The organism is Roseimicrobium sp. ORNL1 (assembly GCF_011044495.1).
GTDB lineage: Bacteria > Verrucomicrobiota > Verrucomicrobiia > Verrucomicrobiales > Verrucomicrobiaceae > Roseimicrobium.
In genome coordinates, this window is sequence record NZ_CP049143.1 from 5,192,520 (window position 1) to 5,207,359 (window position 14,840).

Here is a 14,840-nt window from a genome sequence, read left to right on the forward strand (position 1 = left end):
CCGCCCCCTTTTGATGAGCAGCTTCCCATTCATCCCATTGGCCTCTCGGAAAACGGCACCCCAGAAACACCAGCCTCGGAAAATTCTCGCCCAGGCTGCGGGACGAATGATGCATCGCCAATTGCAATTTGCACCATTGGCCTTGCTAACAGCGTGCGCCTTCGTGGTGACAGGATGCAAGACAGATTCGGGATTGGAACAGGCCCGCCCTGACGACTACGCCACCACTCCCCGGCCCACGGCATCGAATCCGTTGTACCAGCCCATCCGGCCTGGTGACGTCCTCGAGATTACCGTGCAGGAGGATCCTTCCTTGGGTGGCAGTTTCACGGTGCGTGCTGAGGGCCATATCCTGATGCCTAACGTTGGTCCCCGCGTCTCCGTGGCTGGCATGAGTGTCTCCGGTGCCGAACAGCACATCAAGCGTCTGTTGGAACAGAAAAAGCTCCGCACGGCTACGGTGACTTTGGATCGTGTCTTCATTGCCCCTGTCTCCGCGATGGCGGACAAGGAGCAGACGCTGGTCTACCTCACCGGGAAAGTTGCACGACCGGGTCAGCATATGCTGTCCACTGAAATTGGCGCGCCGCTCGGTGCGTATGAAGCCATCATGATCACCGGCGGTCTCTCCCGGTTTGCTGATGGCAAGAACGCTCATGTCATGCGCCAGGATGCCGGCGGCATCCGAAGGAAGATCGGCCTCAACCTTGACGCCGTTGCTCAAGGCGCAGCTCGTGACCTGCCCCTGCGTAAAGGCGACATCGTTGTAGTCCCGGAAAAAGTTTTTGGTTTTTAAATCATCCAACAAAGGGGCGTATCACTCACGCCCCTTCTTTCTGTCCACCCACCCATCACTCTCATGGCTGCTCCAACTAAAAAGGGCTTACCCGGCGTAGATATGCTGCACTACGCCGTCGGCTACCTGAAGTATGGGCGGATGATGATCCTGCTCTTGCTTTTGGGCGTGCTTGCAGGTGTATGCTACTACGTCTACTCACCTGCGGTCTACCAATCGCGCTCGCTGATCGACTACAAGTTCTTCGCCCTGCCTGTGGCTGCGGACGGTGTGGATGGCAGCACCGCAGTTCGCGCCGTGCGCTCGGTCCAAAGCCAGTTGAGCTCCCGCCAGATGATCGCGTGGACCGCACACGCCCTGGGAATCGGCCGTGCCAATGCGAGCTTCGAAGAGCTTCGCTCCGGCCCCCTCCGCAAGGTCGAGCTTGGACTGCTCGATGGCGCTACGATGCAGCTGGATGTGTTCTCGACCAATCCGAATGTCGTTCGCGAGTTTCCCCAGGCGCTGATCAACCAGTTCGACACCTACACCCGTGAGAAGCGTTTTGCGTTCTTCGAGGTCGCCCTCAAGCGCTACAACGAGGAACTGGGCCTGCTGAAGAAGAAGATCGACGAGTCCCTCGAGGTCAAAACCAACTTCGAGAGAGACAATGAGGTCAATGAACTCCTCATCAAGCAGAATGCGCTGGCTCAAATCCCCCTCGATATCCTGAGGGTCCAGCACAAGATCCGTCAGTATGATGAAGTGCGCAGTATTGTGGAGTCCCGCGTTCAGAATGGTGCGATGGATCCCCTGGAACATTTGTCCCTGCTCGATAGCGCCAAAAAATCATCCCTTGATGAGAATCCTGTGGGACAACTGGTGGTGCCGGCAACAGGCGACCTCAAGGACAACCTCCTGACTCCGAGCGTTGCTCCTGTGGCAGCCATCACGCCATCCAGCATCGTGGTGCAACCTTCCATGGTGGAGGGCTTGAACCCCTGGCACACGCTGGAGCGCGACAAGCGCAAGGTGGAAACAGAGATCGCTGAGGCAGCTCGCGTCTATCTGGAAGATCATAAGGTAATGAAGGAACTGCGCGCGAAGCAGCGCCAGATCAGCGAAGCCCTGACCACGGAACTTGATGTCGAACGCAAGCGCTTCGAGGTCGAACGCCTCCGCCTCGGGGACCAACTCAAGGAACTTGAGAGCAAGCTTCCCGAGTACAGCGAGATGACGGAAAAGCTCAACAAGCTGCGCCAGGACTACAAGCTGGGTTATGAGGGCGACCTCGCGTGGACCAAGGCTTATGCAGACCTTTCCAAGATGGTGGCCACCATCAATTTCGGCGGTGACAAGGATCGTGTGGACCTGCAGTTCCGCGAGTTTGCGCTGCTTCGCGATGTGGACCCCATCAGCCCCACCAAGAGCAAGCTCTTAATCCTGGCGGTCGTGCTCGGCTTGGGTCTGGCCATTGGCGTTCCGCTTGGCCTCGAACAGCTCAACGACAAGATCACCAGCCTTGCGGCCCTGGAAAAACTTACCGGACTGAAGGGTCTGGGCATCGTTCCGACTGCGAACTCCACCTTCCTTGAAGGTGTGACCCGCGGTATCGAAACCGACCCCCGCAAGCCCAACCACGTGCTGGAGTGCTATCGTGTACTCCGCGCCCACCTTGGCCTGCAGCTTGGGAACCGCGAAGGCGCCAAGGTGGTGATGTTCACCAGCGCGCGTCCCTCCGAAGGCAAGACCGTCACCGCAGCGAACCTCGCCTGGACACTCCAATCCATCGGGGTAAAGACTCTTCTGGTAGACCTCGACTTCCGCAAAGGTCGTGTGCACAACCTGTTTGGAGTGAATCGTTCTCCAGGATTCTGCCAGGCGTTGACGGGTGAATTGGCGCTGGAGGATGTGATCCAGCACACCCACCTGACCAATTTCCATTTTTGCACACGCGGCAATACTTCCGCTGGCTCGGCAGAGTTGCTCTGCCGCCTGGGCTTGGAAGAGTCGATCAACATCTGGCGTCAGCAGTATGACTGGATCATTCTCGATACGCCGCCCGTCCTTGGCCTGAGCGAAACGACCAACCTTCAGCGGGTGGCGGATGCGGTGGTGCTCGTGGTGAAGGCCGAGAAGACCCACGGCAGAGATGTGACGGAAGCCATTGAACAGTTGATGCGAGCAGGCGCGCCGATGGCGGGCTTTGTCCTCAACAACATCGACATGTCCAAGGTCAGCAACTACTACTACTATTACTACTCCTCCTCGTACTACTACCAGGCCTTTGAGGAGGACGACATGCCAGGACGCTCTGCTCCGGCTTCTGCCTAACGCCAGCTAGTCTGGCGCTAACTATAGAGTCTTGCGTAATAGGCTGACGCTGGTAGTGAGCCCCACGGAGATGGACTGCATCTCCGAAGTTGCTGCCTGAAGGGCTGCGGGAGCCCAGCCCAGGGTTAGGGAGCCATAGCGACCGACACCCTGGGTGGTGTACACAAATGCATCCCACCCTGAAGGGGTGGAGGAGTCGTCACAAGAAGCACGTCACGCGTCAGATGATTCCCTCCCTCTCCGCGACCCCTTCAGGGTCGAGCATCTTTTCTCATCTACCCAGGGTGTCGGTCGCCAAGGCTCCCTAACCCTGGGCTTTACTCCTGTGCCCCTTCAGGGCACGGCTGCCAGACTGATGACCTTGCGATGGCACCGTCAGCTCATTACGCAAGGCTCAATGGATGCCGTTAGTATTCGCGTTGCTTCGGAAAAGATAATGCCGGTAATCCTCAGGGTTGCCGGTTTTTCCGTCTTCAGCCGCGTGAATCATATTCGTCATTTCACGCGAGGTCGCATAATGAAAACTCAGCCCGGGTGTCGCGGCCGCCCACTCGCCCAGACGCTGATGAAACTGGTGCATCGGTTTTCCGAGCAGCATGTTGTAGTTTCTCGGGATGCCGCCGTGGGTGTGCAGCTTCACAAAGACCCACGGAGGACCACCTTCCACGGAAGGGCAGAAACGCTCCCACAGTTCGAGCCGCATCACGGTGGGAGGATTGGCACCTGACAGTTCACCATTCTCCACCTTCGGCATGAGGCCCCACTTGCGCTTCTTCCAATTGAGCGCCAGCGGCCCCTGCACCATGAGAAGGTGATTGGCCTGATCGCGCAAGGTGGAGGTACCGTTGGTCTTCATGGGCACGCCAGTATCGTGGGACTTCGGCGCCGCGGTATCCTCAGCGTAATAGATGCTGTTCACCGTCCGCGTTTGGGTGCGGTGGGGGGCAGAAGGCATGGTGAAGTCCGCGTAACATCCGGCGGATCTCAGGATGCCCAGTTCGTTGTTCACGCCACAGTTGCAGCCTCGGGGGTCTGAGTTATCCAGCGCCCAGTTGCCGTGGATGAAGCCGAAGCGGCGTTTTCCATCGCCGTCCTTCGAAAGGAGCCCATGCTCTGCGAGCTGACGCGTGCCTTCCTGCAGGGATTGGGTCAAGCCTTCCGGAGTGTCGTCTTTGTGGTGCAGGTGGACTTCTGTCTCGGAGCCGGTCTGGTGGCAGAGCCGCGCAAGGGAGTCCACGACCTGCGGCTCGTACTGCTCGATGGGGTAAAAGAACGTGTGCCGCGGGGCATTTCCCCCGCTGTCCCGGTACTTGGAGGCGATCGCCGTCCAGCCCTGGTGCCAGTCCCCCATGGCCTTCATCGCCCCGGCCTGATCCGTGTCGTGGAACGGCTCAAAGTGGTCGCACACCGTCAGAATGAGGTGGATCTGTTGTCTCTCCCGTGGCTGCTGGCGCAGGTACGCCGGCAGCCAGATGTCCATGGCACGAATCATCAGCTAAGTTACTCTTTACCTCCAGATACACCGCCGCGTCCAGTTTTCCAAATCTCGAGCATGTTCTTTTTGTGGCGCATGTAGGTAATGAGTCCCCGGGCGATGGTGACCTGCATGGACAGGAACGCCCCCAGCATCCTGGCTCCCGGAATGCGCCGGGCCAGCGCGGGACTTTGCATCGCCACCCACCCCACCCCGATGAAGGCGAACTCCAGAAAAAGCAGCGTCAGGAACAGCGGGTGGCGGGCCAGCACTGCGGTGCAGAGAAGCGCGAGGACGAGGACGAACGGCGAGGCGATGCGCAGGTACTTGTGCGAGATCAACTGCCACCACGCGCGGTTCTGAAAGGGGTTCAGCCATGAAGGGTGGCGGAAGAGCATCTGGAAATTCCCCGCCAGTGTCCGCAGCTTCCTACGGTACTCCGCCTCCGGGGTGAGCGGTTGGGGGTCCCAGGCGATGGCGTCCACGCAATAGCCCACTCTTCTGCCCTGCATCACCGCCTGCATGGGGAGCACCACATCGTCCAAAATCGTATCCGCCGGCAGCGGGACGAAACACTCCTTCCGCAGGGCATAGATGGCCCCGGTGCAGCCGATGGCCGAGTCCCAATCGCTCTCCCACTTGCGCAGCTTCGTCTCCAGTGACCAATACCGATCGAACCCCGCACTGGCACCGTCCGAGGATTTGGCGATGCGGAGAAGACCGCTGACCGCTCCCGTGTTCCCCTCCCCCAACTCGGTGACCAGGTGCCTGAGCGCAGAGGGCTCAAACTGCTGTCTAGCATCGCAGAAGATCAGCACATCACCTTCCGCCTGCTGCACCGCGGCATTGATGCCGGTGGGCTTGCCGGATTTTTGTGGATGCTCCACCACGCGAATACTCTTGGCTTCCTGTTGTTGTCCGACTTGCCGGGCCACGGCGGCGGAGTTGTCGGTGCAGCCATCGCAGACTACCACCACTTCGCCGCCTAGCGGCCAGTCGAGAGAGAGCAAGTTTTCCAGCCTGCCGGGCAGCTTCGACTCTTCATTGTGCACGCAGAGAATCACGGAGATCTTCTCGAGCGGTTTGCCGGGTTCCCGGCATGTCTTTTTCGAAGGCGACACCAGGCGTGATAGCATCCCCATCAGCAGCGGAAACCCTGCATAGGTGTAGAACAGCAGACCCAAGGCGAAGACCAGTCCACCCAAGGCCACCCATTCCCACGCGGCGAGATTTGGCCAGCCCAGCGACGGCCCTCGCTCCACGATCACCAGTATCGACGATGCTGCCGCCGACATGTGCCAATCACACGCGGTCAGCGGCCTTCACCGCCTCCGCCGACAGGGGTTTGCGAGCGAGGATTTGATACTGCCCACCCGTCGGCAGCCGGCACATCCAGCTCTCCACAGGACGCAGAGACGCGAGGGACGCGGGGAAGATGAACTTGTAACTGTGCTCGATAATCTCGAAGCCCGCCGACTTCAGCAACCGCCTGGCCGCTGCAGGAAAGAGCATCTGAGCATCCTTGTCGAAGGCCACCTTGCTCATGAGGTAGTGCACCAGGGGATTCCACGGATTGTTTTCCCAGAAGGCAAACACACATCCCGGCTTCAGACTTGCGAACACGGCGGCCACCGCCTCCTCACGATGCTCTGGTGGGATATGGTGGAAGACACCATTGCAGAAGGCGAGGTCAAACGCTCCGCCTTTCGCGGCTGACAAATCCGCGGTGAACCCGACCCCTTCCTGAGGATTGAGTTCGCCAGCCACCTTCACGGATGCCGCGGAAGGATCATAACCCACATATTTCTGCGCTCCGAGGATGCCGGTGAGATAAGGCGCGCTGCCCCCGGTGCCACAGCCAAAGTCAAAGCACGTCGAGGGAAGAGGCAGTCCCAGCTTGGCGAGTCGGGCCTTCAGCCACAGCACGCGACCTTCGGCATAGTAGGACTTGTCCTCGCCCGTCAGGTCCAAGGCGCGGCCCAGTTCCTCATCATAGTTCGTGGCGAAGGAGTCGAACTCCGCCGGATTTGCCGCAGTGGTGGAAGATGACTCAGGAGCGCTCATAACGCTTCAGGATATGCAGACCGAGCAGTCCCATGCTGCCCAGAATAGGCAGGCTCAAGAAGTGAACGAGGGCCAGCAGCAAGTGCACGAGATTGATGCCACCGAAACTGGACTGCGCCCACACCACCACCACGCCGCCGATCACCACGCCAATCGCGGTCAACGCGCCCAGCAGCAGGAAGAAGAGCTGCCCCTCGTCCATGTTCAACAACGCCCGCGTGAGGCCGCCCGGGGTATCATTCGCCCGCAGGTAGCACATGCACCCATAGACATAAAACTGCGCGCCCACCAAGCCAGCCAGAAGGAGCAGGGCCTGACTGTGAACGTCGAAGATATTCAATCCCAAAACTTTGATGGGGCCAGTGAAGCAGGCGATGATCTGCATCAGCGTGGCCAGCACGGTGACATAGAGACCGAGTTTCTCAAAGAGCTGCGGACGCTCGGAAAGAATGAAGAGCAAGTGCCTCATGCCATCCCTCCAGGTGCGCAGGTGCGGCACACGATCCGGCGCTGCCGCCCGGAGTCCGGAGGGAATTTCCACACAAGAGGCTTTATGCTTCAGCGCTTTGATAAGCAGCTCCGAGGCGAACTCCATACCCGGGGACCGCACATTCCAATCAGCAAAGGCCTGCCTGCGGATGCAGCGGAAGCCCGAGTTGCAGTCTGAAAGTTTCCCGCCAAACAGAATATTGATCAGCCCCGTCAAAACAGGAGTGCCCAGATAACGATGCAAAAACGGCATGGCACCGTCATCGATCTTGCCCTTCATGCGAGAAGCGATCCCCATGTCCACCTTGTCCTTGATGGTGGCCTGGTAGAGCGGCAGTGCATCTTCGTAGAGATAGGTGGCATCCGCGTCGGCGAACATCACATACTCACCGAGCGCGGCTTCGATGCCACCCTTCAACGCGGCGCCGTAACCTCGCGTGCTCACCGGCACCAGACGCGCGCCACATTCCACGGCGATTTCGCGCGAGCGATCCTTGCTTCCATTGTCCGCAACGACGATCTCGTACTTCAGATTCGGATCCTGGGAGAGAGATTTCCGCACGCCTTCGATGCACACCGCGAGTGAGCGCTCTTCGTTGAGACAGGGAAATACGAAGGTTAAATCCACAGCCCGAAATTATGGAGGGGGCATGGGATCAGACGAGTGATTTTTTCCAAATTATGAGTCATCAGGAGAACTACGGCGCTGTGCAGTCTGCAAGACTTCAAAATAACGATCGGCGGCGGATTCCCACGTCCGGGTGGCCCCTAGTGCAGCAATTCGGAGCTTATCCATCGGTTCCATCAGCACACGACTTGCCTCGGCGACCCAGCCGTCCACATCTTCGGATGCTGCGAGTCCTCCTTTCCAAGGTTCGTCCACCAATTCAGGGATGCTCCCAACTGCCGTGGCCACCACCGGCAGCCCACAGGCCTGTGCTTCTAAAATAACATTTGGCAGACCTTCGTTCCTGCTGGTCATGCAAAATACATCCGCCGCCTGCATCCACTCGGCGACCTTGTCGGATGGCAGCGGACCGGTCAGGCGGACACGGTCTGCCAGTCCAGCTCGTGAAGCGGCCGCTTGGACTTCACCCTGCAGAGGCCCCTTGCCCACCATGACCAGCCGCAGGTTGGTGTTCTCGGGACGAGCGCACAATTGCTCGAAAGCCTTCACCAGCATGAGCGGGTTCTTCACGGGCAGAAAGTTTCCCACGTAGAGGAGGACACGTGCATCTGGTGGTACATCCACGAGCCGACGCGCCAGCACTCTGTCCGCAGTCTTGAAAACCGTGGTATCGATTCCATTGGTAATCGGAACTAGCTTCGTGGTATCGGCTCCAGCCTCACCCAGCAGGGTCGCCAGGCTCTTGCTCCGTGTGATGACTCCGGCGGACTCGTGGACCGCATTGAGAATGCAGGTGCGTCGCGCTGGCATGTGCAGGTAGTGGTGCACATCGCTTCCCTGGGCAATCAGCACCACCGGCGCTTTGTACGGAGCGCAGGCATTTACGGCCGCCCAACCATCCGGATAGAGCCAGCTTGCGAGCACAACATCCCAGGGAAACCGCTTGTGTGTCTCGGCCAGGGGACGCGACAACGCATGGCGCATCCAGTGATGATTGATCAGGCTGCCGATCTTGGGCACATAACCCGTGCGCACAAATCTCGGCCCCATGTCGACATCCTCAGCACGCGCCCGCCATTTCTTAGTGGGAAGCAAAGGAAGCGAGGGACGTGGCGCGAGCACTCTCACCTCGCAACCCTTGTATTGCTGGAGCGCCTTCAGGACGGTTCCATTATCCAGGCCGCGGTACGGTTCCCGTTCGTCGGGAAACAGGTTCGAGATAAAAAGAATGCGCAGGCCGTTGGGATTTTCGCGAGGGGAAGTCATGACGGTGGCCACCAATGAATGCGCTGCCTTCAGTTCAGGAATCCCGCTTCGGTTCTGGGGACGCGACGGTCTTGTTCGCCTCGATGCGGCGAAACAGTTTGATCTGTCCTTTCTGCTCCAGTCCGCGATCCACGGTCACCGATTTCGCGAGGGTCCACTCAGGCGTATTGGAGAGCGCTTCCACTACTTTAGCATGATGCGCCTGCACATGCGTGGAAGGCACGGACTCATCAGCAATCACGCGGTCCACCTTGAGCTTGTCGAGGCGCTTGAGCAGCTCTTCCGAGGACTTGAATTGCGTCTCGTAGCCGCGGCCCATCCAGTCACTGGAGGAAAGCTCCTTGCTGGCGCGAAGCACCGTGAGCGGCCAGTCTTTGCGTGAGGGAAGTCCAAACGCTGCCGCTGCAATCACAGCGCCTTCGCCACGCGCATCGGAGGAAACTATCCATGCACCGTGCTTTGAAGATGAAGCAGCGTCACCAGCACCGAGTTCGAGTTGCGTGACGGCTTCATTGAACCCCGAGGCGACCTTGGGCGCAGACCAACCGACGGTGGCAATCGTGGCACCTGCTGCCACTACAGCACCAACAGCACTGCCCCATCCCCTGCCCGACTCGGTGGACATGCCGGATTTCTTCTTTTGAAGGAACGCAATCCAGTAGCAGACCTCGGCCAGTGCCAGCAATAGAAACGCGCCACCGGCAGGCACCAGGTACCGCGTGCTCAATCCCGCCGGCACCACCAGTGCAACAGCGAGTGTCCCGGCGATGAGTGCCCAAAGCACGGCGACATCCGGCGCAGCAGGGCGCTTGCCCAGCAGTGAAATCAACACGCGCAGCAGACCAACCACCACGAGTACAGCAATCAGAGGGCCGAAGACCTGCACGATGCCCTTCGCGTAAAAGGGAAGCGCCTTCATCACGTAGGCCATGCCTCTATCACTGGCCATGCCTTCTTGTGTGAAACGCACCGAGTAGACCATCCACGGCGCGGCCAGCACGATCACCGGCAGCGGAGCCAGCCAGAAGCTTGCCTTCTTCAGAAGGCGAAACTCCCATGCAAGCAGGAGGCTCACGGGCGGGACCAGAGCCAAGGAGAGACCGGCTCCTTTCGTGAGAATGGCGGCAGCAGCCATGAAGCCAAACAGGAGCGCCATCCACACACCAGGACGACGCAGGTATGCCAGCCATGCCTGCACCGCCGCGAGGCACCAGATGGCCAGCAGCAGGTCCGACATCACGCACGATGCCACCTTCTGCACCATCGGCAGCGCGACGAACACCACGGCTGCCAACCAGGCTCCGAACGGTCCGGTCAGCCGATGACCAAGCTGAAAGATCTGCCAGCCAAGGATGCCGCAGAAGACCGCCTGCAGGGCGATGAGCGTGACGACTTGGGGAAAGGGAAGCAGCACCAGCGAGGTGATCAGGTAGTAGCCCGGGGGATAGTGGCCGAGGGCGACTTTCGGGAAATGCTCATAATAGTCCTGCGCGTAATGCAGCGGGTTCTTGGGCAGCGCATCGGTGAGGTAGTCCCGCACCATGAGGCTGGTGACCGCGTGTGCCGCTTCATCCGGGTCTCCGGCGAGGTCAGCATGCCAGGCGCCGTTGGCCCATTGAAGCATCAGTGCAAAAAGCAAGCAGGTGAGCGCTGTGCCCAGAGCCGCCCATGACTTGGGCCGCGGTCCACGTCCACCTTCTGCCTCCTGCTCCTTCGGGTCTGACATGCCGTCGAACTAGCGCGGCGCGGCGGCGCTTGCAAGAACGCATGGCGCAACAATCACAGGTTTCTGAAGAACCGACAAATCCCCACAACACCTTGCGCCGACTCCTCCCCCTGTGCTACAGGTACCGATCCGCACTTTTTCCCGAGTCCCCCTCCCAAAGACCCATGCCAAGCGCCAGCGAAGTCGAAGCCTTCATATCCGCATTCGATGAGGCCACCGTCACCGCCGCCCGCTCCCTCGTGGAGGATGGCAAGGTACGGATGCTCAAACTCGACGAGGAAGCGGTGGAGGCGGAAGTGGCTCTGGAAGAGGAGATTGTCCGCGTCTTCCTGGCCAGGACGGCACGCGGTTGGCGGGGCCGTACGAATGCCCCGACGATTGAGCCTGAAGGTGCCGGGATCGCCCAGTGCGCCGCCATGCTGGAGACAGAAGCCGCCGGCAAGGAGGATGGCACACCCACGCAGGTCCAGCGCAGCCTGCAAGATGTGATTGAGGAGCGGCTCACCCGCCAGCTGACGGCCTCCGAAGAGCAATACGTGACCAAGGTGGAGAAGCGCTACGAACGCTTCCGCGCCCTTGGTGAGATCTATGACCATGATCTGGTCCGGCTGAACTCGCGCTGGCCCGTGCAGAGCTACGATCCCCTGCGCCTGTGGCCCGAGCCACCGCGGGAAGTGGTGGATTTCTGGAACTACCTCGCCGCGGCACTCACCGAGCGGAAGCTGACTTATCCCTCCTTCCTGGATAGCATCACGGATCTGCCCGGGGTGCAGGCGAAGCTGGCCTCGTGGCATCAGCAGGAAGACCTGCCCCGCTGGGCGAGCATCATCCGCGAGTTTGGCCAGCGGGAGACTCCCGGCGCGCTCGACGTGGAACTGCGCCTCCTCATCACGCCGAACGAAGCGCGCTTCCAGGTTCGCAATGAGCCGACGGCCATCTGGCGGAATCTCACCGACCCTGAGCTGGACCAGCTTCTTTTGTTGGAACATCAGAATGCCCTGCGCCTTCCCCTGCCCTCGCGGCTCGTGCTGGAGTCGGCATCGCGCGCGCTGCGGGATCAGATTCGCCCTATCGTGCGCCTGGATGACGTGGCGGCGGCTCGCTGGCTAGCATCGCTTTTCAACCAGGCGGAACTCTCCACTGCGCTCATCACCCTCGATGAAACTCCCTTCGACCGCGCGGAGGAACCCCTGCGCTGGTCTGCCCGTGAGATTCTGCGCAGCGATGGCAACCTGCATGCCGTGCTACTGGTACTCACGGATGCCGAGGGTCAGGAACCTCCGAAGCCACTGCGCAGCCTGCCTGCGGCGGAGCCCCTCTACCTGAGCAGTGACACGGTGTTCCACGGACCTGCTTCGTTTGAAGAGGGCACGTCGGCACACACCAGCATCGAAATCCCCGTGGCCGCACTCGCCACGGAAGATGGCGTGCGTTTTCTGAAGCGCCTCGGGGTGGAGCTTCCACCTTCGCTGGCGAAGAAGGTGCGGCATGAAACCTTTCAAGTGCACCTGAAAGCGCACTGCCTCCCGAAGGTGGACCAGGGCGGCACGGAGCACATTGCGGTGACGGCCTCTGCCATCAGCTCGAATGGTCTGCTGGAGCAGACGTTGCGTGGACGGCGTTGGGAAGTTGCGGAACTGCAGCGTGACGAAGAGGGCTGCATCCCCTGCTATGACCGTGCGGCACTGGATGCAGTGCCGCCGATGCTCGACCAGCTCAAGGCCACATATGACCCCGAGCTGGACGCCTTCCGCGTGCGCATCACGAAGACGTTTCCAGAGCAGTTCCATGGGTGGGCCGCGGCATTGCCCCCCGGAATGACCCTGGAGACGGATACCAAGCTGGAGACCATCCTCGCGGATCCGCTGAAAGCCACGGTGCGCCTGGAAGTGAATGAGGCGGGCATCGATTGGTTCGACCTGCGTCTGGTTTTTGATATCGAGGGTCTTGAGTTGAAGCCGGCGGAGATTCGCAAGCTCATCGCGGCGCGTGGTGGATTTGTGCGACTGGCAGATGGCACGTGGCGCAGTGTGAAGCTGGAGCTCACCGAAGAGCAGCAGAATACGATCGCGGCCCTCGGGCTTGACATCAATGAGCTTTCGGATGAGGCGCATCCCATCCACGCGCGTCAGCTTGCCGCGCAGCAGAAGAAGGATTTCCTGCCGCCGGAATTGTGGGAGCGCATTCGCGATCGCCTTGCCCGTCTTGATCTGGAAACCAAGGCTCCGGTCCCGGATGCCCTGAGCATCACGCTGCGTCCCTATCAGGTGGATGGCTTCCATTTCCTCTCCTACCTCACGGTAAACCGCTTCGGTGGTGTGCTGGCGGATGACATGGGTCTCGGCAAAACGGTGCAGAGCATCGCATGGGTGCTGTGGCTGCGTCAGCGCGCGGCAGAAAACAACGGAGACAAACTCGCGCCGTGCCTCGTGGTCTGCCCGAAGTCGGTGCTGGATGTGTGGGCCATTGAGTTCGGCAAGGCCGCGCCTGCGCTGCGGGTGGAAGTGCTGCGTGAAAAGGACACGCTGGACCTCCGACGCCTGCAGCAGGAATCCGATGTGCTCGTGCTGAACTACGCGCAGCTCCGCGCCTGCATTGATGAATTGCAAAAGGTGAACTGGCTCGCGGCCATTCTCGACGAAGGCCAGCAGATCAAGAACCCCGATTCCAAGGTGGCCCAGGCTGCGAGACAGCTTCACGCGCAGAATCGCCTCGTGCTCACCGGTACGCCGCTGGAGAACCGCCTGCTGGATCTCTGGAGCCTCATGACCTTCGCCACGCCCGGCGCGCTTGGGGATCGTGCGTACTTCCAGCGCCACTTCGACCGCCGCAAGGATGACCGCGCTGCGGAGCGTCTCAGCGCGCGACTGCGTCCCTTCATTCTCCGCCGCACCAAAGGCCAGGTGGCTCGTGAACTGCCGCCGCGCACCGAGGAAAACATGTTCTGCGAACTGAGCGGTCTCCAGGAGAAGCTCTATCGCGATCAGCTCGCGCAGGCTCAGCACATGATCCTGACCGCGACGGGTGCGGACCTCCTGAACAAGCGCCGTTTCGCCATCCTGCAGGCCATCACGCGCCTGCGTCAGATCTGCTGCCACCCTGCCCTCGTACAGCCCGGCGCGGAGAACGAGGAAAGCGCCAAACTCAATGCGCTGCTGGAGCTGCTGGATCAGTTGCACGATGAAGGGCACAAGGTGCTGGTCTTCTCGCAGTTCGTCTCGATGCTGAAGATCATCCGGGACAAACTGACAGCTCTGGGCCGTCCCTTCCACTGGCTCACTGGCGCCACACAGAACCGCGCGGAAGTCGTGCAAGCCTTCCAGACGGATCCGGAACCTTCGGTGTTCCTGCTTTCACTCAAGGCGGGCGGCAGCGGTCTGAACCTCACTGCGGCGAGCTATGTCATCCTCTACGATCCCTGGTGGAATCCCGCCGTGGAAAACCAGGCCATCGACCGAGCTCACCGCATCGGCCAGACGCAGCCTGTCATGGCCTATCGCCTCCTGGCGAAGGACACCATCGAACAGAAGATCCGCCTGCTGCAGCAGCAGAAGCAGATGATGAGCAATGACGTGCTCGGCGAAGAAAGCTTTGCGCGGAATCTTGGACGCGAAGATCTGGAGTACCTGTTCGGATTGGCCGAGCCGCGTGAAGAGGTGGAGGATTGAGGTGGTGCGCTGGGCTGGGCTTCCTGACGAAGGGGTGACACATCATTTCGTTCTGGGAGCCACAAACGCGACGTGGATTGATTTGTGCTTGGGGTCGTAGAGAAAGTCGGAGACGTCGAAACGGACATTCACTCGAGCCCTTGAGCCACCATGGGCTCCGCATCTCAACGTCCCTCCACCAAAGATGCGGTAGGGATGCGCTCCTGCGCGTCCGTAGATAGCGGGCGGAGGTGGAGGGAGATGCCACGTAGCGAGGCCGTTTCGCACCACAGTTCCACACCACCTCCGCCCACCTAAAGTCGGACGCGCAGGAGCGCATCCCTACCGCATCTTTGGTGGAAGGACGTTTGCCTTGAAGGGAGTAGTGCGCGGAACGGCTTCGACTGTGCCTCACATATCAACCATGCCCTTAAACG

The 14,840-nt window shown here is 60.3% G+C and carries 9 protein-coding genes; 3 read left to right on the forward strand and 6 right to left on the reverse strand.

The annotated features are described in order from the left end of the window. Positions 1–109 precede the first annotated feature (109 nt). Positions 110–796, forward strand: a complete 687-nt coding sequence (locus G5S37_RS21070; protein ID WP_240914891.1) for a polysaccharide biosynthesis/export family protein — start codon at positions 110–112, stop codon at positions 794–796. A gap of 63 nt (positions 797–859) precedes the next feature. Continuing rightward, positions 860–3,109 carry a tyrosine-protein kinase domain-containing protein gene (locus tag G5S37_RS21075; RefSeq protein WP_206026085.1) on the forward strand — a complete coding sequence of 750 codons (2,250 nt, stop codon included), beginning with the start codon at positions 860–862 and terminating at the stop codon, positions 3,107–3,109. 394 nt (positions 3,110–3,503) lie between these two features. Here G5S37_RS21075 and G5S37_RS21080 read toward each other — a convergent pair whose 3' ends face one another. From G5S37_RS21080 to G5S37_RS21105, 6 genes are read right to left on the reverse strand one after another with little or no spacing between them, the layout of a single operon-like run. Beyond that, positions 3,504–4,589, reverse strand: coding sequence for a hypothetical protein (locus G5S37_RS21080; RefSeq protein WP_165206418.1), 1,086 nt, complete (start codon positions 4,587–4,589; stop codon positions 3,504–3,506). Positions 4,590–4,609: 20 nt separating this feature from the next. Further along, complete coding sequence (locus G5S37_RS21085; RefSeq protein WP_165206419.1) at positions 4,610–5,878, reverse strand: glycosyltransferase family 2 protein; 1,269 nt, start codon at positions 5,876–5,878, stop codon at positions 4,610–4,612. Between the two features lie 7 nt (positions 5,879–5,885). After that, entirely contained in the window at positions 5,886–6,647 is a 762-nt protein-coding gene (locus tag G5S37_RS21090; protein WP_165206420.1) for a class I SAM-dependent methyltransferase, read from the reverse strand. Further along, positions 6,634–7,764 (reverse strand): glycosyltransferase family 2 protein, encoded by a 1,131-nt coding sequence (locus G5S37_RS21095; RefSeq protein ID WP_165206421.1) that lies wholly within the window; start codon positions 7,762–7,764, stop codon positions 6,634–6,636. Before G5S37_RS21095 ends, G5S37_RS21090 begins: the two co-directional genes overlap by 14 nt. A gap of 51 nt (positions 7,765–7,815) precedes the next feature. Then, positions 7,816–9,030 carry a glycosyltransferase gene (locus G5S37_RS21100; RefSeq protein ID WP_165206422.1) on the reverse strand — a complete coding sequence of 405 codons (1,215 nt, stop codon included), beginning with the start codon at positions 9,028–9,030 and terminating at the stop codon, positions 7,816–7,818. Between the two features lie 34 nt (positions 9,031–9,064). Continuing rightward, entirely contained in the window at positions 9,065–10,756 is a 1,692-nt protein-coding gene (locus tag G5S37_RS21105) for a hypothetical protein (RefSeq protein ID WP_165206423.1), read from the reverse strand. Positions 10,757–10,920: 164 nt separating this feature from the next. On the opposite strand from G5S37_RS21105, the gene G5S37_RS21110 reads away from it, so the two are divergent. Continuing rightward, positions 10,921–14,424: a DEAD/DEAH box helicase gene (locus G5S37_RS21110; RefSeq protein ID WP_165206424.1), complete on the forward strand. Its 3,504-nt coding sequence runs from the start codon at positions 10,921–10,923 to the stop codon at positions 14,422–14,424. Positions 14,425–14,840: the final 416 nt, after the last annotated feature.

What these genes read in the sequence shown, in the direction of transcription:
- G5S37_RS21070 (WP_240914891.1), top strand. Translation starts at nt 110, where the DNA reads ATGCATCGCCAATTGCAATTTGCACCATTGGCCTTGCTAACAGCGTGC.
- G5S37_RS21075 (WP_206026085.1), top strand. Translation starts at nt 860, where the DNA reads ATGGCTGCTCCAACTAAAAAGGGCTTACCCGGCGTAGATATGCTGCAC.
- G5S37_RS21080 (WP_165206418.1), bottom strand. Translation starts at nt 4,589, where the DNA reads ATGGACATCTGGCTGCCGGCGTACCTGCGCCAGCAGCCACGGGAGAGA.
- G5S37_RS21085 (WP_165206419.1), bottom strand. Translation starts at nt 5,878, where the DNA reads ATGTCGGCGGCAGCATCGTCGATACTGGTGATCGTGGAGCGAGGGCCG.
- G5S37_RS21090 (WP_165206420.1), bottom strand. Translation starts at nt 6,647, where the DNA reads ATGAGCGCTCCTGAGTCATCTTCCACCACTGCGGCAAATCCGGCGGAG.
- G5S37_RS21100 (WP_165206422.1), bottom strand. Translation starts at nt 9,030, where the DNA reads ATGACTTCCCCTCGCGAAAATCCCAACGGCCTGCGCATTCTTTTTATC.
- G5S37_RS21105 (WP_165206423.1), bottom strand. Translation starts at nt 10,756, where the DNA reads ATGTCAGACCCGAAGGAGCAGGAGGCAGAAGGTGGACGTGGACCGCGG.
- G5S37_RS21110 (WP_165206424.1), top strand. Translation starts at nt 10,921, where the DNA reads ATGCCAAGCGCCAGCGAAGTCGAAGCCTTCATATCCGCATTCGATGAG.